The 19776-nt window shown below is 55.5% G+C and carries 14 protein-coding genes; 9 read left to right on the plus strand and 5 right to left on the minus strand.

All coding sequences use genetic code 11. The features are described 5' to 3' along the window. Positions 1–1257, minus strand: a complete 1257-nt coding sequence (gene oiaX / locus VQ830_RS23305) for a 3-oxo-isoapionate-4-phosphate decarboxylase OiaX (RefSeq protein WP_337270552.1) — start codon at positions 1255–1257, stop codon at positions 1–3. 159 nt (positions 1258–1416) lie between these two features. Here oiaX and VQ830_RS23310 point away from each other — a divergent pair, with 159 nt between their 5' ends. Beyond that, complete coding sequence (locus VQ830_RS23310; RefSeq protein ID WP_337270570.1) at positions 1417–2121, plus strand: transcriptional regulator NanR; 705 nt, start codon at positions 1417–1419, stop codon at positions 2119–2121. A gap of 83 nt (positions 2122–2204) precedes the next feature. On the opposite strand, the gene lacZ is transcribed toward VQ830_RS23310, so the two are convergent. From lacZ to VQ830_RS23325, 3 genes are all read right to left on the minus strand, one after another. After that, positions 2205–5228, minus strand: coding sequence for a beta-galactosidase, LacZ type (lacZ, locus tag VQ830_RS23315; RefSeq protein ID WP_337270553.1), 3024 nt, complete (start codon positions 5226–5228; stop codon positions 2205–2207). 276 nt (positions 5229–5504) lie between these two features. Continuing rightward, on the minus strand, positions 5505–6410 hold the full coding sequence (locus VQ830_RS23320; RefSeq protein WP_337270554.1) for a proline iminopeptidase-family hydrolase: 906 nt from the start codon (positions 6408–6410) through the stop codon (positions 5505–5507). A gap of 87 nt (positions 6411–6497) precedes the next feature. Beyond that, positions 6498–7265, minus strand: coding sequence for a LuxR family transcriptional regulator (locus VQ830_RS23325; RefSeq protein WP_337270571.1), 768 nt, complete (start codon positions 7263–7265; stop codon positions 6498–6500). A gap of 214 nt (positions 7266–7479) precedes the next feature. Between VQ830_RS23325 and VQ830_RS23330 the strand changes: the two genes are divergently transcribed. From VQ830_RS23330 to VQ830_RS23345, 4 genes are read left to right on the plus strand one after another with little or no spacing between them, the layout of a single operon-like run. After that, entirely contained in the window at positions 7480–8418 is a 939-nt protein-coding gene (locus VQ830_RS23330; RefSeq protein ID WP_337270555.1) for an ABC transporter permease, read from the plus strand. 20 nt (positions 8419–8438) lie between these two features. Next, on the plus strand, positions 8439–9239 hold the full coding sequence (locus VQ830_RS23335) for an ABC transporter permease (protein WP_438618561.1): 801 nt from the start codon (positions 8439–8441) through the stop codon (positions 9237–9239). Further along, a complete protein-coding gene (locus VQ830_RS23340) occupies positions 9236–10894 on the plus strand; it encodes a dipeptide ABC transporter ATP-binding protein (RefSeq protein ID WP_337270557.1) in 1659 nt (552 codons plus the stop codon). Before VQ830_RS23335 ends, VQ830_RS23340 begins: the two co-directional genes overlap by 4 nt. A 27-nt stretch (positions 10895–10921) precedes the next feature. Next, positions 10922–12436 (plus strand): ABC transporter substrate-binding protein, encoded by a 1515-nt coding sequence (locus tag VQ830_RS23345; protein WP_337270558.1) that lies wholly within the window; start codon positions 10922–10924, stop codon positions 12434–12436. A 134-nt stretch (positions 12437–12570) separates the two neighbouring features. On the opposite strand, the gene VQ830_RS23350 is transcribed toward VQ830_RS23345, so the two are convergent. Then, entirely contained in the window at positions 12571–14343 is a 1773-nt protein-coding gene (locus tag VQ830_RS23350) for a methyl-accepting chemotaxis protein (RefSeq protein ID WP_337270559.1), read from the minus strand. A gap of 338 nt (positions 14344–14681) precedes the next feature. Between VQ830_RS23350 and glgX the strand changes: the two genes are divergently transcribed. The 4 genes from glgX to VQ830_RS23370 all read left to right on the plus strand — a co-directional run. Further along, positions 14682–16769 carry a glycogen debranching protein GlgX gene (gene glgX, locus VQ830_RS23355; RefSeq protein WP_438618552.1) on the plus strand — a complete coding sequence of 696 codons (2088 nt, stop codon included), beginning with the start codon at positions 14682–14684 and terminating at the stop codon, positions 16767–16769. Between the two features lie 48 nt (positions 16770–16817). Further along, on the plus strand, positions 16818–18596 hold the full coding sequence (treZ, locus tag VQ830_RS23360; protein WP_337270561.1) for a malto-oligosyltrehalose trehalohydrolase: 1779 nt from the start codon (positions 16818–16820) through the stop codon (positions 18594–18596). Between the two features lie 403 nt (positions 18597–18999). Next, positions 19000–19563: a dTDP-4-dehydrorhamnose 3,5-epimerase gene (rfbC, locus tag VQ830_RS23365; RefSeq protein WP_337270562.1), complete on the plus strand. Its 564-nt coding sequence runs from the start codon at positions 19000–19002 to the stop codon at positions 19561–19563. A gap of 62 nt (positions 19564–19625) precedes the next feature. After that, positions 19626–19776: NAD-dependent epimerase/dehydratase family protein (locus tag VQ830_RS23370; RefSeq protein WP_337270572.1), on the plus strand; the 151-nt coding region annotated here is incomplete at its 3' end.

Below are 19776 nucleotides of genomic sequence, written 5' to 3' on the forward strand. Positions count from 1 at the left end.
TTACGCCGCCTTGCCGTCGGAGAATTTTGCAATAGAAGCAGCAAGTTCAGGATGATCCTGCGCGTAAACGCCAAGCGGAATATTCGAAACAGCGGCCTCCCAGGCCTGCTGGACGGCCCGCACGCCAGCTGCCGGTCCGCCTGGATGACTGACGATGCCGCCACCGCACAGATAAAGAAGATCGGTGGTACCGCCCGTCCTCTGATATGTCTCTGGTGCCTGCCCGCCCCATTGGCCCGATCCGGCCACCGGCAGGGGCCGATCCTCTGGAGCAAACAGAGGCGCTCTCAGCGCCTCGAACGAGCGGACAAAACTGTCGTCCGGTTCCCAATATTTGACTTTGATGCCATTGATCTGGAACTGGTCAACGCCGAGCAAGCGCCAGAATTGCTGATAAACCTTGAAATCGAAGCCAGCCCCTGGATCACGCGTCAATATATCCCAGCCGTTGCGATGCGCGTGCAAAACGAGCCCGCAGCGCTTGCGCAGAAAACTCATGCCGCCGAACCCGACAGAGTTTATGTTGATGACCGCGCAATTGCCGCCAGCCTCAAGCACCAGATCGTGGTTTCGCATCATTTCGTCCGGATCGGCATGTGAAATGCCAAAGGCGTACATCACCTTTTTTCCGGTTTTCTGTTCATGATCGAGAATGCGGGGCATGATGGCCGCAATACGGTCTTTCAGCGGCGAGTAGGCAGGGCTCATCAGTTTCTCATCGTCCTTGATGAAGTCGACGCCCGATTCCACCAGTTCGCCGACAAGCTCAGCCGTCTCATGCGGCCTCAAGCCAAGGGCCGGTTTCACGATTGTTCCTATAATCGGCCGGCCTTCCACACCGGTCAGCCGTTTGCTGCCCTCAATGCCAAATTGCGGACCGGGATGCGCATGTTTGAACTCGACCGGCAGCTTCATGTCGACGACCCTGATGCCCGTCATCCCCTTGATGGAGAAGACACCGCCGATCGCGATGGTCATTAAGGCCCCTAGATCGGTTCCAATGGCCTCGATCGGGAATGCAATATCAACGTCGGCGCGGTGGAAGGGACCTGCCTCGACTGGCGCCTCGGGCCAGGTCGGCGTGCGAACATCCTCAAGCGGGCGGATGGCGACGACACGCGCGGCAACGCGCGCCTTCAATTCTTCCGTCTCGCCGGGGACGGCGACGAAGGTGCCGGTCGATTGATCGCTGGCGATCTTGGCTGCCATGGCCTCGACACTGCCGGCCGTTTCGATGCGGTAGGTCAGGATTATCATGGTCAGGCACCTCCCTCTGCGCAGTCGTTGAAAGCCAACGCCATGGCTTGGGTGGTATAATGAGTATGCCAACTTTGCAATTGGATTTTTTGTGGTAAAAGATCGTGTTGTTGCGAGACGAGGGAATGATAAGACAAGCCGATGAACGAGCGAGACATCATGCCCACGACGATTGAGCCCATTATCCGCCGCAAGCTGGCCGACGAAATTTTCGATCGGCTCGAGCGCATGATCACAACAGGCGAATTGCAGCCGGGTGACGAAATGCCGTCGGAACGGGCCTTGATGGAGCGCTTTGGTGTCGGCAGACCAGCCATCCGAGAAGCTATGCAATCCCTGGCCGGCAAGGGCCTTGTGAGCATCAGCCATGGTGAAAGGGCCAAGGTGCTGAGGCTGACAGCGCAGTCAATCTTCCGGCAGGTCGATCTCACCGCAAAGATCATGCTCAACCAATCGTCCGACTCGCTCGAGCATTTGAAAAGCGCAAGGATATTCTTTGAGCGGGGCATGACGAGAGAAGCAGCTCAGCGCGCCAGTGAGAGCGATATCACGGAACTGCGTGAGATTATCGACCTTCAGCGGAAATCGCTTGGAAACGCGGATGATTTCATTTCGGCCGATATGCGCTTTCACACGCGCATTGCGCAAATTTCAGGCAACCCAATCTTCGTCGCGGTCAGCGAGGCGATGCTGGCTTGGCTCAAGCAGTTTCATGTTCAAATGCTGATCTGGACCGGCAAAGAAAAATTCACGCTTGTCGAACATGAAGAAATTGTCGAGCGGTTGGCGGCCCGGGACGCTGATGGTGCGGAAGCCGCGATCTTAAAACATCTGGAGCGCTCGCGCGCACTTTACGGGAAGTAGAACCTCACGTGCGGCTTTGAATTTTCGTATCAGCATTCGATGCGGGGTGAGGCTGTTGTGATAGCCCCACCCCTTCAAGCACCTTACAAGGCTCTGATCTTGAAATCGATGCGCAGCGGCTCGCCGGCCTCGATGAGATAAGGAGGATGGGCGAGTGAACCCCAGCTGTCGTCGCCGCCGACGCCCATTTGCCGCGCGATCACGCTGACAATGGTGCGGTTCGGCTGCGGTAGATCCCAAGGTCTTGCCGCCGTTTCAATCTGAAAAGATGTGTAGGGCGAAACGCCAAGCTCAAAGGGTGCACCGTCCTTCTCGATGCGAAGCTTGTTGCCCTCCTGATCGAAGAACTCGGCCCATCTGACACCGGTTCGGTTTCCCGACTCCTGAGGCTTTGCGTAGGGCGTTACATTTTCGACGACGCTGCGCTCGAAGATGCCAAGGCGTGCACCTTTGTTGCGATCGGCATAGTTTTCATCTGGCCCGAGCCCGTAAAAGCGGAAATGGTCAAAGGCTTTCGGTAAAGCCATGGTCACGCCGAAAAGCGGCGGCGGTGGAAGCGCGGCATCGCCCGGCCAGAGGGCGCTAACGGCAATCGATCCGTCAGCCTGATAGCGATAGGCAATCTCGATCTGTTGCGCCGATGTCGGCACGCTAAAGCGGTATTCGGCGCCTTGCTCCGTGTAGCGGTAGGAAACTTGCCTTGCATCGAGGCTCGCCGAGCGCCAGAACCCGTAAGTCGAGCCGAAATGAGCCCCTCTGTCATTATCGACAGGCGCGCGCCAGAAAGTCACGCGCGGTGGCCTTTCCAGAAATTCACGCCCCATGGCATTAACAAGTGATACCGGTCCCCCAAAGCGCCGGCAGAACAGCGCGCGGCTTGAGCGATCCGAAACCCCATAGTTAAAATCTCCCTTGACCCGCACGAGCTTCGACGCCGCAGTCTCTGCCACGGGCGGATTTCGGGTCCAGATATGCTCGCCGAATGCGACCTCATGACCAGCAGACGCCCAAGGACGATCAAAACGTTCTTCGAGACTGCATTGCAGACTATATTCGCCGGGCTCTGAGATCGCTGGAAGATCCAGCTTCACATATGTCTCCTCACCTGCTGCGAGGTCACTATCGACAATGCCGGCATGGACTTCCGAACCGTCGCGAAGGAGACGGTATGAAAGCCGATAGCTTTCCAGCGACACGAAGAGATTGTCGTTCAGCAATCTGACACCATGCTCGTCCGGCAGGATGCGGACCGGGCGATAGAGAAACTTGATCTCCTGCATCTTTGGCGTTGTTTGTCGATCGCCAGTTACCACGCCGTCAGCGCAGAAATTGTAATCGGTGGGTCGATCGCCGAATTCTCCGCCAAAGAGAAGCTGTTCCGATCCATCGGGGGCCGGTCCATATAAGGTTTGCTCGATGTATTCCCAGATGAAGCCGCCCTGGCATTGCTCGTATCGATAAGTCAGGTCGGTGTAGAAATGCATGCCCCCGCACGAATTGCCCATGGCATGCGTGTATTCGCAGGAAACGAAAGGCTTTTGCGGATTGGACCGCAGATAGTCTTCAACCGCCTGCGGCCTCGCATACATGCGGCTTTCCATGTCACTGGTTTCAGCATCGAACCGACGATCGTGGAAGACACCCTCATAGTGAACGAGGCGCGACGGATCACGTTCGCGGAAATAGTTGGCCATATCCGCCAGAACACGGCCGCCGTAGCTTTCATTGCCGCAGGACCAAATGAGCACACAAGGATGGTTCTTGTCACGCTCCAGCATATTGGCCGCGCGGTCGAGGACAGCAGGACGCCATTCGTCACGGTCGCGCGGGATGACCTGTTCCGGATTGGTTTTTTCGGTCTGCCAGGTGCCATGGGTTTCCAGGTTCGCCTCGTCGATGACGTAAAGGCCATACTCGTCGCAGAGCGCGTAAAATTCGCTGCGGTTGGGATAATGGCTGGTGCGAACAGCATTTATATTGTTCTGCTTGAAGAATTTTACGTCCCACAGCATGTCTTCCATCGTGACGCTGCGACCGCGCCGCGGGTGAAACTCGTGCCTGTTGATGCCGCGAAAGACGATGCGCTGCCCATTGAGACGCATAAGGCCATCGCGCATTTCGAAACGGCGAAAGCCGATCTTTTGCGGTACGACTTCACGGACAACCCGCTGACCATCCATGAGCACGATAAGCAACCGATAAAGATAGGGCGATTCAGCGCTCCAAAGCTTTGGCGTTTGCACGGCAAAGCTGAGATCGATTTCGTCGGATGCCTCTCGCTCATCTTGCAGGACCACCCTGCCCGCAGCATCGAGAAGCATTAACCGCATCAGTCCAAGATCGCGCTGGGGAAGATCGAACTGCCCCCGCAGCCGCAGGTTTGCCGACGCCATGTCATCGGCAAGATCGGTCGTCACGAATAGATCTCTGAGATGCCGCTCTGGCCTTGCTTCAAGGTAGACGGGACGCATAATGCCGGATAGGCGCCAGAAATCCTGATCTTCCAGCCAAGCGCCAGATGAACGTTGATAGACCTCCACCGCCAGCAGGTTATCGCCCGAGATAAGATGCTCCGTCACATCAAAGCGTGAGGGCGTAAAACTGTCTTCGCAATAGCCGAGGAACTTGCCGTTCAACCAGACGTAAAAGGCCGTCTCAACGCCCTCGAACGTTAAAATCGCCCGCTTGCCGGTAAAGACCGGATCTGGTCTGAAGCTGCGGACATAGCAGCCAATCGAATTGTCGCGTGGAACCTCACCTGGCCGCAGCTCTTCATGGCCATCCCATGGATATTGCGTGTTCACATACTGAGGCCGCCCATGACCCTGTAACTGAATGGCTCCCGGAACCTCAATGACGTCGAATGCCGAGCGATCGAAATCGAGCCGATAAAAACCCTCCGGCCGGGTATCTATGGTAACAGCCGACTGGAATTGCCACTCACCATCGAGACTTTGCCTCCAAGGAGACGGCAAACCAGAGCATGCGGTTGTTTCATCCGGATAAGCGACATGATCTGAATGAGGCGCTAGGCGGCCAACTGCAAACACACCTGGATCGGAAAGCCAGTCTAGATTCTGTGCTTGGGGTGTTGGCTGATACGGCATTGGCAATCCTCCACTCATCGCTGCCTCCGAACCTTGATTCACAAGTCAGGACTTGACCTAACAGGTCTGGCGCGACGGGCAAAGATACTATCCCTGCCCTATGACGGATCGATGTAACCCAGCGACCCGCAAAAGGTCGACCTCAACTTTTGACCAGAGCAGGCTGCCCATTCGCACGGTGCATGTCGTAGAAAGCGCTGCACTAGAGGTGCTTAGCGCTTGAAAGTCTGCGACCAACTTACCTGCTTTTCCAGGTGCGCGAGGCACCTTCAGACCTCAGTCGTGTTCCTGAAGGAATGCAGAGACCTTTGCGAGGCATTCCTCCTTTTCCTCCACATGCGGCATGTGGCTCGAATTGGGAAAGAGAATCCAGGTGCAGTTCGTGACACTCTCCCGATAAGGTCTGACAACCTCCGGCGTCGCTTCGTCATAAGCGCCGGAGATCAAAAGCGTCGGCGCTACGATGCGACTTAGCCTGTCTTCGATCGTCCAGTCCTTCATTGTCCCGATCACGTGAAATTCAGTCGGACCGTTCATATGACGATAGACGGTATTGTCCTCATCCATAGCGGCGAAGGTTCTCGCAACATCCTCAGGCCAAGGTGTGACACGGCAGACATGCCGATCATAGAATACTCTGGATGCGGCCAAATAGTCGGGATGCGTCAACGTTCCCTCCGCCTCGTGTTTCAAGAGTGTCGCCTGCACATCCTCAGGCAGCTCCCGTCGAAGACGATTGGCCTCGGCGACCCAGGTCTGCATATTCGCCGGCGAATTGGCGATAATGAGAGCTTTCAGCCCCGCCGGCTGGCGAACCGCGTGCTCTGCCCCCAGCATGCCACCCCATGACTGACCCAGAAAGGCGTAGTGCTGCGAAATGCCGAGATGAGCAAGCAAGGCATCGAGCTCCTCAAGGAAAAGCTCAACTGTCCAGAAATCGGCGCCCTTGTCGGGGAGATGCGTCGATTTGCCATTGCCCAGCTGATCGTAATGAATGACGGCACGACCGTCGATTTCGGCAATGCCCTTGAATGCATCCACGTAATCATGGGTACATCCGGGGCCGCCATGCGCGACGACAAGGGGAAGACGGCCATTGCCATCCAGCTTACCCGTCACTCGGTACCAGGTCTTATAGTCGCGGAAGGGCATATAGCCTTCGCGGATCTCGACAGCGCTCATTGCCTGTTCTCCTTTCGCCAATTCGACGACTGAGAAGCTATCGGTGGAGGCAGCTTAATATCAGCTATCACAACTGATAGGGTGCCGCTAATGGCTGGGCTGGTCGAACAGCCTCAGATGCGCGGCGCGCACCGCCGCATGCGCCCGGTTCTTGGCGCCAAGCTTTCGCGTCGCCGCATTTAGATGCATGACGACCGTCGGCACCGAGCGACCGATGACGCGTGAGATTTCCTTGGCGGAAAGTCCCTCGGCCGAATGAGCAAGGCATTCACGCTCGCGAGCGGTGAGCCGCACGAGACCGGCGTAGCGTTGTTCAGGGGTAAGCGCCGCCTCGGCTTCGCGTTGAAACAAATGGGCGGCAAGCCCGAAATCCGCTAGATAGTGGCTGGCGTCCTTCGCCAACTTTCGCCGGTTGCCTCGCATGATGCCAGTCACTGTGGCGTAGTCACCTTGCGGCAGATGAATGGGCACCGTGACGCCGGCGGTCAACTCGCGCTCCGCCAGGAAGGCGGCGACAGGCGCACAGTCTTCCGTCATGAAGGTGCGGATCAACGTTTCCGCCTGAGGATCATAGCTCCAGAAAAACGGAGCCGTCGTGCGAAGCGCAACACGCTGCACAGGATCGATGCGGATATAACCCTGGCCCGACCAGTAATCGCGCATGCTTTCATCCACGTTGCGAAGTTCGAGCACGGACGGGATCATGATCTGTCCGTCTAAATCGTAACGGATCGGCGTGTAGTCGTAGATCAAAGCATCGAAGCCAAAGCCCTGTACCAGCTTGAAGAGACCATCGACCTTTTCCTCAAAGCTTTCGCCCTTAGACACAAGTTCTTCAATCGCCGTCACGTCCATGGACACCACGTCAGCCCCTGCTGAAAGTCGCTCACCGTGTTGACCCTATCACTTGTGATAGCTGGTGTGAAACGGCATTTGTTCTAAAAATTGGGCATGCTTAATTCATGTGCAGATTGAGGCGGGTCGTCGATGGCAAAAAGAAAAACTAGATTTGCATCGCAGAGGGCCACCGACATTTTTCCTCTCCTGAAACACCGCTAGGCGTTCGAGGATGCATCGCTATCGCTTCATCCTGACGAGGCCATTGCAGTTTCTTCCTGTGATCTTCGGCGTCAGCATCGTCACCTTTGTTCTCGTTCGACTCATTCCCGGAGATCCCGCCCGCGTTCTTCTTGGTGCTCGTGCAACGCCGACAGCTTTGGCCAATGTCCGCGCTCAATTCGGCCTCGATGAACCACTTTGGCTCCAGTATTTATACTTTCTGCGCAACTTGGCGCATGGAGAAATGGGAAAGTCGATCACCTACAAAATCGACGTCCTGCCGCTGATCTTGACGCGGATCGAGCCTACGCTTGCCTTGGTTGCGTCAAGCGTCCTCCTTTCTGTCACGATCGCAGTGCCCCTTGCAGCACTCGCGGCGCGCAACAATGGAGGGATCGTCGATCATGTCATTCGCACAGTAACCACTTTCGGGATTGGCTTTCCGCAGTTCTGGCTCAGCCTGATGCTTATCCTGCTCCTTGCCGTGGCAATACCGTTGTTTCCAGTCTCGGGTTATGGCGGCGACATCGTTGACAAGCTGATGCATCTGGCATTGCCATCGTTGACCGTGGCTCTGTCACTCTCCACGGTCTTGCTGCGATCTCTTCGCTCGGCCATGATCGACTGGCTGAAATCAGACGTGGCAACGGCAGCGCGTGCCCGCGGCATGCCGGAAAGCATTGTATTCTGGCGTCACGTTCTTCCGAATGCCCTGGCGCCGACCATCAATCTTTTGGCCGTTAATATGGGTTGGTTGATTGGCGGTACGGTCGTAGTGGAAAGCGTCTTTGCGCTGCCAGGCCTCGGACAGCTTCTGGTTAGAGCGATCTTCTCGCGCGACTATATGGTCATTCAGGGGATCGCAATGGCGTTTGCCTGCGCAACGGTTCTGATCAACTTCCTCGCCGACATCGCCACGGTTGCGGCAGATCCAAGGGTGCGGCTTTGACGACATCCTCTTCTGCTCGAATTGGTTTGCGACCTCTTGCCCCTGGCCTCGTCATTCTTGCCGCTTTCCTTTTGGTCGCAATCCTGGCGCCTGTCATTGCCCCCTATGATCCCGTCCTTCAAGATCCTCTTGCAAGGCTTCAGCCGCCGTCGCTGGCACACATCTTCGGCACGGACAATTTCGGCCGCGATATCTTCTCTCGTGTCCTGCATGCCTGCCGCGTCGATTTGCAGATGGCGATCATAGGCGTTGTCTTTCCATTTCTCATCGGAACGGTGGTCGGTTCTTTGGCAGGCTTCTTCGGCGGTATCATCGACCTGTGTGTCATGCGGCTGATCGACATCGTTTTGGCTTTTCCGTTCCTCGTCCTGATGCTGTCGATCATCGTCATTCTCGGTCAGGGGTTGACCAGCTTCTATGTTGCCATGGCGCTCGTCGGCTGGGTCTCTTATGCACGTCTCATTCGCGCACAGATCCTAGTACTCAAGACGACGGACTACGCAATGGCGGCGACGAGCCTCGGCTTTTCAAAGATGCGGATCCTGTTCAAACACCTTCTACCAAATGCCGTGGCTGGCTCTTTGGTGTTTTCAATGTCGGACGCTGTTCTCGTGCTGCTGTCAGGGGCAGCGATCAGCTACCTCGGCCTCGGCGTACAACCTCCCACGGCCGAATGGGGTGTCATGGTCGCCGAAGCACAAGGTTTTGTGACTCAAGCCTGGTGGATAACCTTATTCCCCGGCTTATCGATCGTTTTGCTGGCATTCGGCTTCTCCCTGCTTGGCGATGCAATGGGCGAAGTTATGGGGGTTCATGAATGACAGCTCCCCTTCTGTCGATCCGCGGCCTTTCGGTCGTTGCCCGCTTGCCGGACCACGAGCACACTCTGTTGAACAATATATCGCTCGATGTCGGTAAAGCAGAGGTTGTTGGCCTTGTCGGCGAAAGCGGTTCGGGAAAAAGCCTGTTATGCCGCTCGATCATCGGCCTGATGCCATCTCGCTCGCTTGTTTTGACGCACGGGAGCGTCTTCTTGAGAGAGCGTGACATTGCTCGCGCATCCGACGCGGAACTACAAAAAATTCGTGGCGGCGAGATCGGCATGATCTTTCAGAATCCGACCAGCCATCTCGATCCTGTCATGCGGATCGGCGACCAAATCGTCGAAGGCATCGTATTTCATCGCAAGGTGGCATACGGGGCGGCCAAGGCCGCCGCTCTGGATATTATGGCGCAGGTCGGCTTCACCGATCCGCCACGTCAATTCATGAACTACCCACACGAATTTTCAGGTGGCATGCGCCAACGTGCAATGATTGCGGTCGCCCTCAGCTGCGATCCGGAACTCTTGATTGCCGACGAGCCGACAACCGCTCTCGATGTTACGATCCAGGCCCAGATATTGAAACTGCTTCTCGATATCAGGGACGCCCGCGGTTTGTCGATAATCCTGATTACTCACGACCTTGGCGTTGTCGCCCAGACCTGCGATCGTATCGCCGTCATGCAAGCTGGCAAGATCGTTGAGCAAGGAGACAAAAGGCAGATCCTGAGAGCGCCGGCCGCCGCCTATACCAAGAAGCTGATCGCCAGCCACGGCCCCTTGCCCGATGAGGATCTTCGCGAGCGCCAGAACGCACGCCTCGGCCATATCCGACCGATCCTGGAAATCGACGATCTTTTCGTGCGGTTCCCGACCTCCTCGGGATGGCTTTCAAAGCGGCGGAGTTTCGCAGCTGTCGATGGCCTGTCCTTGCAGGTGATGCCGGGCGAAACAATTGGCATTGTCGGAGAAAGCGGCTCGGGAAAATCCACCTTGGCGCGCGCCATGCTTGGCCTGCAAACCACGTCATCCGGTCATGTCACGTTCGACGGCGTCAGCCTTAGATTGAAGCCTCGCGAAGCCTTGGCGAAGCTGCAATCGGAGGCGGCGATGGTCTTTCAAGACCCTCTCAACTCTCTCAACCCGCGCTTTACCATCGGCGAGACTTTGGCCGAAGTCCTGCGCGTGCAAGGAAAAGTCGCACCGGACAAGATCGAAGCGCGGGTTGGAGAGCTACTCGATCTCGTCGAACTGGATCGCAGCTTTGCAGGGCGCAAGCCGCGCTCGATGAGCGGCGGTCAGTGCCAGCGAGCAGGCATTGCACGGGCGCTTGCGGTAGAGCCGAAACTTATCGTCGCCGACGAATGTATCGCCGCGCTCGATGTGACCATCCAGGCCCAGATCGTCGCGCTGTTCCGCCGACTTGTCAGGCAGATGAACCTGACGCTCGTCTTCATTGCTCATGATCTTGCTGTCGTGCGTTACCTTTGCGAGCGGGTTGTTGTGATGCACCACGGCAAGATCGTCGAAGAAGGGCCGTCCGACATTATTCTGGCTAAGCCAAGGCGAACCTATACCGCCAATTTGCTGGCCGCCGTGCCCGACATCGATCCTGACAAATCGCTTTTTCGCCCTCTCCCAATCACCGAATAACAATGAAAACCACCAGAGGATAAACGAATGACCATCAAGCTTTCCAAAGCCGGACCTTTTGCCTTTGCCGCCTGCTTGTTGCTCTCTGCAAGCTATGCGCATGCTGCAGGCGTTCTGACGATCGGGCGAAACGAAGATTCCACCACCTTCGACCCCATCAAATCGGCACAGAATGTCGACAACTGGGTGTTCTCGAACATGTTTGATGTGCTGGTGAGGGTCGACGCCACAGGCACCAAGCTCGTTCCGGGCCTCGCCGAAAGCTGGACGATTTCGGACGATGGGCTAACCTACACATTCAAACTGCGCGACGCGAAATTTTCCGATGGCTCTGCTGTGACCGCCCAAGATGCAGCCTTTTCGCTTCTGCGGATACGCGATGATGCCGGCTCCTTATGGTCCGACAGTTTCAAAATCATCGACACCGCAACGGCACAGGACGACAAAACCCTTATCGTAAAGCTGAAAAGCAAGTCGGTCCCCTTCATCACGATGATGGCTTTGCCGAACGCATCTGTGCTTCCGAAGAAAGTCATTGAATCAGAAGGCGCTGACGCTTTTGCTGAAAAGCCGGTAGGCTCTGGCGCTTTCGTAATGGAAGAATGGCGTCGGGGCGACCGCATTATTCTCAAGAAGAACCCCTATTATTGGGACGCAAATCACGTCAGCCTGAACGGTGTTGAATGGGTTGTCGTGCCGGACGATAATACCCGGATCCTGAACGTTCAAACCGGGCAGTTGGATGCGGCGATCACGATCCCCTTCTCGCGGGTCTCCGAGTTGAAAAAGGACGACAAGCTGACCGTTCGCATGGACCCTTCGACACGTGAGGATCACATGCTGATCAACCACGAGCACGGGGCATTGGCGAAAAAGGAAGTCCGGCAAGCCTTGGATATGGCGATCGACAAAAAGGCGATCGTCGAAGCTGCGACATTCGGGATCGGCGAAGTTGCCAATTCCTACATCCCGAAAGGATCGCTTTATCATTACGATGCGAACCTCCAGCGGCCCTACGATCCGCAGAAGGCCAAAGAAATGCTGAAGGCCGCAGGCGCTGAAGGACTGACGCTCAATTACATCGTCAATGCCGGCAAGGAAACGGATGAACAGATTGCCGTTCTCATCCAACAGCAACTTGCTAAGGCTGGCGTTACGGCCAACCTGCAAAAGGTTGATCCTAGCCAGAGTTGGAACATGCTCGTTGACGGTAACTACGACATCTCAGTGATGTACTGGACGAACGATATCCTCGACCCAGACCAGAAGACGACTTTTACGCTCGGTCACGATTCCAACATGAACTATATGACGCGCTACAAGAACGACAAGGTGAAGGAGCTCGTTGCAGCCGCCCGCCTCGAAACGGATCCGGCAAAACGCGAGGCCATGTATGTCGAACTCCAGAAAATGGCGAAGGAGGACGTCAACTGGATCGACCTCTACTATAGCCCCTACATCAACGTGATGAGCAAGAAGGTCGAAAACTTCTACCAGAACCCCCTAGGCCGCTTCTTCCTGGAAGACACCGTCAAGCATTGATGGCCAAGCGCGGCCCTGCGGTTCAAGCTTTACACATGGCTTCATGGAGACGCAGCGGCTTTTGCCGCTGTGTCTACCGGGAATAATCGGATAAGCTCGGGAGCGGAGATAGGGATGAGCTGTCGTTATTGCGCTTAGAATTCGTCCCAACCCACCTCTTGCTGACCGCCGCCAACCACCTTTGCGAGTTTGGGCTGAGGACGCGACCTGTTTACCATGGGTGGAGATAGTTCTCTTTTCTGCGCCATCGGTCTGCCGGAAGAGGCACCCTCGATCTTGAATTGACTGACGAGATGACGCAGCTTCTCCGTCTCGATCGCGAGATTGGCGCTGCTGGCCGTTGCTTCCTCAACCATCGCAGCATTTTGCTGTGTCACCTGGTCCATCTGGTTTACGGCGGAATTCACTTCGCCGAGCGCTGTTGCCTGCTCCCGGGCAGCATTGGCGATGGCTTCGATGCGATCGTTTACAACCGAGATGTTTCCTTCAATGGTTTTCAAAGCGTCGCCGGTTTCGCGGACAAGATGAACGCCGCTTTCAACTTCGCTCGCCGAGTTCTGAATCAGGCCCTTGATCTCCTTGGCTGCATTCGCCGAACGTTGTGCCAGTTCACGAACCTCCTGCGCAACGACTGCAAATCCCTTTCCGGCCTCGCCGGCGCGTGCCGCCTCGACGCCTGCGTTCAGAGCGAGCAGATTCGTCTGGAAGGCAATTTCGTCGATGACGCCGATAATGTTTGAAATCTGGCTGGACGATGCCTCGATCTTCGCCATGGCTTGAACAGCCTCGGCCACCACCCTTGCCGAGCTTGAAGCATTGGTATTTGCCGTTGCGGCTGCCTGGCGCGCTTCGGTTGCTCTTTGGGATGATGTTGTCACGTTCGTGGTAATCTGATCGAGTGCCGCTGCGGTCTGCTCGAGAGATGCTGCTTGCTGTTCCGTGCGCTTCGACAGGTCTTGCGCGCTTTGGCTGATTTCGCGGGAGCCGCTGTCGATCTCGGCTGCCACCTGCGAGACGGACATCAACGCGCTGGACAACTGATCAACGGCGCGGTTGAAGTTCTCGCGCAACGTTTCGAAATCGGGAGCAAATTTGTCGCCGATCTTGCAGAGCAAATCACCCTCTGCCAACTTGGTAAGGCCAGTGCCGATGGACGTAACGGCTTCGACCCTATCGGTAACGTCGGTGGCGAATTTCACCACCTTGCTCACTCGCCCTCTTTCGTCGAAGATCGGGTTATAAGAGGCGTTGATCACAACCTCCCTGCCGCCTTTGCCGATGCGTTTGAACTCCGCTGCCTGATAACGACCCGCATTCAGCTCTGACCAGAAGGTTTGGTAAGCGGGACTTTTGACGAAGGTTGGGTCCACGAACATGCTGTGATGTTTGCCAACGATTTCCTCGAGTCGATAGCCCAGAGCTTTCAGGAAATTCTCGTTGGCCGTGATCACTTTGCCTTCAGGACTAAATTCGATAATGCACTGGACCCGGCTGATGGCTCCGAACTGGTTTTGATAATCAAGGTTCTTGAGCCGAGCATTTGCATCGAACCACTCGACCGCAAATCCTATGACTTTTCCGCCCTGCTTCAGCGGGGTCACGGTCAAGTCGAAAGCCGAATGGCCGACCCATATCGTTGCTTTATGAACGGTCTGTAGACGCGCCAGCATATTACGTTGATGGGAGGGGTTTTTATGGAAGATGTCGATATTGCTACCGATCAGTTTATTGACGGCAAAAGCAGGAAGCTCCTTCTGTAGATCGCTTTCGGCTTCAATGAGAAATTTCCGGACTGCCTCATTCAGATAAACGATGTTTAGCTTCGTATCGGCAATCATAATGTTTGCTGAAATATCATTGAGCGCTTCTAATCTGAGATGATCCGCCTTGCCATTAAAACCAAGCATAAAAGTCCCCCGCCCTTAATATAACCTCAGAAACCGACTCCCGCCGGTTCGACCACTTGATGCGCGTACAAAAGTGCCCTTACTGATAAGGTTAATAATCGATTGGTAGATGAATATTTGTTAATTTAGGATCGCATTTTATTATCCATGACTTATAGGACTTCCCACGGATTTTTGTCTGCTCCAGCGCAAATTTTCGGTTTGAACACGCCTTCCATGTATCTGAATTGAAAGAGATATTACTCCAGGACGCTTACCCGCACTCGATCTTGGGAGCGAGATAGCGATGAGGTTGCGGAACAAAGGCCCCTTAACGGTGTTCTTCGCCTGCAACTCGAATGGGGATAGCCTTGGCGAACCGATCATCACATGAAATCACAGCGGGCGACTGGACGCGCCTTGGAGCAAACCCCGACGCTGACGGGGTCAACTTCGCACTGTTCAGCGCCTATGCAGAAAGGGTCGAACTCTGCCTGTTCGATGACGATGGAAAAACGGAGCTGCAACGTCTGACCCTGCCGGAATATACCAATGAAATCTGGCACGGATATGTGCCGGGGCTTAAACCGGGCGCTCTCTATGGCTATCGCGTTTACGGCCCTTACGAGCCCGAGAAGGGCCATCGTTTCAATCCCAATAAACTGCTTGTCGATCCCTATGCGCGGGAATTGGTCGGTGAGATTGCCTGGGGGCAGCCTCAGTTTGCCTACGTCATGGACAGCGAAGAAAAAGATCTTTCTTTCGACGAGACCGATAGTGCAGCGTCGATGCCGAAGTGCCGTGTGGTCGATCCCAACGCCAGCGACTGGAAAGCGGATCGCAAGCCTTCAATTCCATGGGGTCAAACAATCTTCTACGAGACTCATGTGAAGGGTTTCACGCAGCTTCATCCGAAGGTTCCCGAAAAGGTCCGTGGAACCTATGAAGGCTTGGCACACAAGGAAATTGTCGACTACATCAAGAGCCTTGGGATCACGTCGATCGAATTGCTCCCGATTCATTGGTTTCCGGATGATGCGCACCTTCTTGATAAGGGTCTGAAAAACTACTGGGGATACAATACGCTCGGCTTCTTTGCGCCCTCATCGCGCTATTTCGGACCTAAAGGCGTTGAAGGATTTCGCGACATGGTTCGCGCCTTCCACGACGGTGGCATCGAGGTGATCCTCGATGTTGTTTATAACCATACCGCGGAAGGTAACGAACTCGGACCGACCCTGTCTTTCAAGGGCATCGACAATTTCTCTTACTACCGCACGCTTCCCGACCAGCCGCGCTACTACATCAACGATACCGGCACTGGTAACACCGTAAACACCTCCCATCCGCGTGTCTTGCAGATGGTGACGGATTCGCTTCGTTATTGGGCCGAAGACATGCATGTCGACGGCTTCCGGTTCGACCTTGGCACGATCTTAGGGCGCGAGCCGGAAGGATTTGATCAACGCGGCGGGTTCTTCGATGCTGTCGGACAGGATCCGGTGTTGTCGAAGCTTAAACTGGTCGGCGAACCCTGGGATATCGGACCAGGCGGGTATCAGGTTGGTGGCTTCCCGCCCGGATGGGCGGAGTGGAATGATAAATATCGCGATACTGTGCGTGACTACTGGCGAGACGAGGATGGAACAACGCAGGATTTCGCGGCACGCGTGCTGGGGTCAGGAGACGTCTACGACCTTCGTGGGCGCAGACCATGGGCGGGCGTTAACTTCATCACTGCCCATGACGGCTTCACGCTGAACGACCTCGTTTCCTACAATGAAAAGCACAATGAGGCGAATGGCGAAGACAACAAAGACGGGCACGGCGACAACAGAAGTTTCAATTACGGCGAAGAAGGTCCAACTGAAAACGAGGGCATCATCGCAGTTCGCGAGAGGCAGAAGCGCAATTTCCTCGCAACGCTTTTCCTTTCGCATGGAACGCCAATGCTCCTGGCAGGGGATGAATTCGGCCGCAGCCAGATGGGCAATAACAACGGATATTGCCAGGACAGCGATCTTAGCTGGGTTCATTGGGACGATCTGCCTGACAGCGCCGATGAATTAAGGGACTTTGCGCGCAAACTGATCGCGCTGCGCCACGAGCACTCTATCCTTAGGCGCGAAAACTGGCGGGACGGCCTCGTGGTAAGCTGGCTTAACCCAGGGGGCGGCGAGCAGACGGAAGAGCAGTGGGCAGATCCGGGAAGCACAACAATTGGCATGCGGCTGTCGCGATCTTCCGAGAATGGCGAAGACGGTTGGAACGACGTCCTTATTTTATTCAATCCGCATGATGGAGACGTCCCGTTCAAGCTCCCGGAGACGGAGACAAAATGGCTTGCCGTGATTACCACGTCAGATCCGGCATTGGTCGACCAGACCATTGAGGAAGATGAATATGTTGCGACCGCGCGAAGCCTGGTTCTCCTGCGCTCTCAATGACGAAAAGGCGATGTTGTAACGCATAAATAGAGGTTGGGGAGTCTGACGTTGAGCAACTTCAAGTTTGGGCCGGTAGTTAGCGATCAAGGTGTCGAATTCCGGATATGGGCGCCGAAGGCGGAACGCGTTGTTCTCCAAATTGACGGCTCTCGCCAGCATGAAATGACCTCAAATGCACAAGGATGGCATGAATGCGCCGTGGCGGCGGCGCATCCAGGCGTTCGCTACAAGTTCGTGCTACCGGATGGGCTGGAGGTGCCCGACCCAGCCTCTCGCTACCAACCCGAAGATGTTCATGGCCCGAGCGAGGTGGTCAACCTCGATGCCTACGCGTGGAAAACCACGCAATGGGAAGGTCGGCCATGGGAAGAGGCGGTGATCTATGAGATGCACATTGGTGCTTTTACTAGAGAAGGCACATTCCTCGCAGCGATCGAGCGGCTCGATCATCTGAAGAAACTCGGCATCACAGCTATTCAGATCATGCCAGTCAGCGATTTTCCCGGCGGATATGGCTGGGGCTATGACGGGGTGATGCCCTATGCGCCTGACAGCAGCTACGGTCGGCCTGAAGATCTGCAGAGGCTCGTCGATGCAGCACATGCACGCGGCATCTGCGTCTTCCTCGATGTGGTGTACAACCACTTCGGTCCGGATGGAAATTATCTGCCTGTCTATTCTCCCCTCTTTACGGAACATCACAAAACTCCATGGGGCAATGGCATCAACTTTGACGGCGATAATTCCAAAGCGGTTCGCGAGTTTGTCATTGAGAATGCGATCTACTGGGTCACGCAATATCGCCTTGACGGCCTTCGCCTCGATGCCGTGCATGCCATCAAAGACGACAGCGAGGAGCATCTGTTAAACGAACTTGCCCGGCGCGTGCGGGAAGCTGCGGGATCACGCCAGGTGCACCTGATCGTCGAGAATGAAAACAACGACAGCGACTTGCTTGCCCGGAACGAGGGGGGTCAGGGCAAACTTTTCACAGCGCAGTGGAACGATGATATCCACCATGTGCTGCATGTTGCGGCAACAGAAGAGACATTTGGTTATTACGCCGATTACGCAGACGACGGCAGCAAGCTTGGCCGTGCCTTGGCAGAGGGCTTTGTTTTTCAGGGCGAGAAAATGCCGTATCGCGGAGAGGCTAGAGGAAAGCCAAGCGCGCTTCTACCGCCGACTGCCTTCATCTCTTTCATTCAAAATCATGACCAGATCGGCAACCGCGCTCTGGGCGATCGAATGATCAGCAGTCACGAGGCCGATCCATTGAAGGCGATTGCGGCTGTTTATCTGCTTGCACCTCAAATTCCCATGCTCTTCATGGGGGAAGAATGGGGCGCAAAAGAACCATTCCCATTCTTCTGCGATTTCAACGAAGAGTTGAACGAAAAGGTTCGCAAAGGCAGACGCGAAGAACTTTCCAGGCTTCCTGGTTTTGACAGCGAGGATCTTCCTGACCCGACCAGCCGCGAGACCTTCGAAAGCGCAAAACTCGACTGGACGAGATTGAAGGAAAAAGAAGCGGAAGACTGGCTGGCATTCTATGAAGGTTTGATTGCAATCAGAAAAGCACGCATCGCGCCGCTTTTGAAAACGATGTCAGGACATGCGGGAAAATCAAGCGCACTCGCTGGCGAAGCGACAGCGGTAATGTGGAAACTCGCCGACAATAAGAAGCTTCAATTGATCTGCAACCTATCGGCGTCGATTGCGCAGCCGTTCGATGCAGAACCAAAGGGAGAGAAATTGTTCGAGCTGGGAGGCGTCGAAGGCAAGGCCATCAAGCCATGGACCGTTTTGTGGACGATCGAAGCCTAGCTAGCACAAAGCCGGAGCAGCTGCCTTCGCCACGGTCCCTTCCTTACGCGGGCGGGAATACTATTCTTCGAAATCATTGACCTCGCGCTTCCTGGAAATAATCCTTCATGAAGCGGAGGTCACACTTTTTTTTGGCGGCATGAGCGCGGGATGGCCTTTATTTCTATCGGTAAGAGTTCCACTTTCACGCCGTAGCTACGGCTATCGTTGCGCGTTCTTGGCGACAGCATGCACTCGCAGCCAACCTATAGGCGGAAGCTCCCCAATACCTTCCGGCGTGCCTTACCAGGACGTCTTCAGCTTTACTGCGATCTCTCTATCCTTTATGGCCGTCATCATGGGCATGGGCCGACATTGCCACACATCGCTCTGCCAAAGATGTAGACGTTCATATGAGGTTCCGATGCAATTCGACGCTTTAGCACTAGACGGGCTTGTTCTGATCACGCCGAAGCGGTTCGGCGATGCGCGGGGCTATTTCGTCGAGACGTTCCGCGAGGATCTCTTCCGGGCCAAGGTCGGAGACTTCAGCTTCGTTCAGGATAACCAGTCTTTATCGGCTGAAGTCGGAACGGTGCGTGGGCTGCATTTCCAGCTGGAGCCGAAGGCGCAGGGCAAGCTGGTACGCTGCATCGCGGGCGCGCTCCTCGATGTCGCTGTCGACATCAGGACGGGATCGCCGACTTTCGGCCAGCACGTGGCTGTCGAGCTGACGCCGGAGAACGGCCAGCAGCTTTGGGTGCCGCCGGGTTTCGCGCATGGCTTTTGCACGCTTAAACCAGACACGCAGATCAGCTACAAGGTCACCAACTACTATAGCGCCGAGCATGATCGCGGCCTTGCCTGGAACGATCCGGCTCTTGATATCCGCTGGCCAGTGGATAGTGAAACAGCCGTTCTGTCCGACAAGGATAAGCGTCAGCCTCTTCTGGCTGATCTCGGTGAGGTTTTCTCTTATCGTTCTTGACAGAGTGGACATTGCAGCCGCGCTCGCTAGTGTGGCGGCCGAATTGAAGCAGAGGGTTTTGAATGCGGGTTCTCGTCACAGGTGGAGCAGGTTTTATCGGTTCTGCCGTTGTTCGCCATCTTGTTCTGGACAAGGGCTATGACGTCCTCAATGTCGACAAGTTGACCTATGCAGGGACAGAGACATCGCTCACCGCCGTCAAGGATCGGCCTG

This window comes from Oryzifoliimicrobium ureilyticum (assembly GCF_037199735.1).
GTDB lineage: Bacteria > Pseudomonadota > Alphaproteobacteria > Rhizobiales > Rhizobiaceae > Rhizobium > Rhizobium ureilyticus.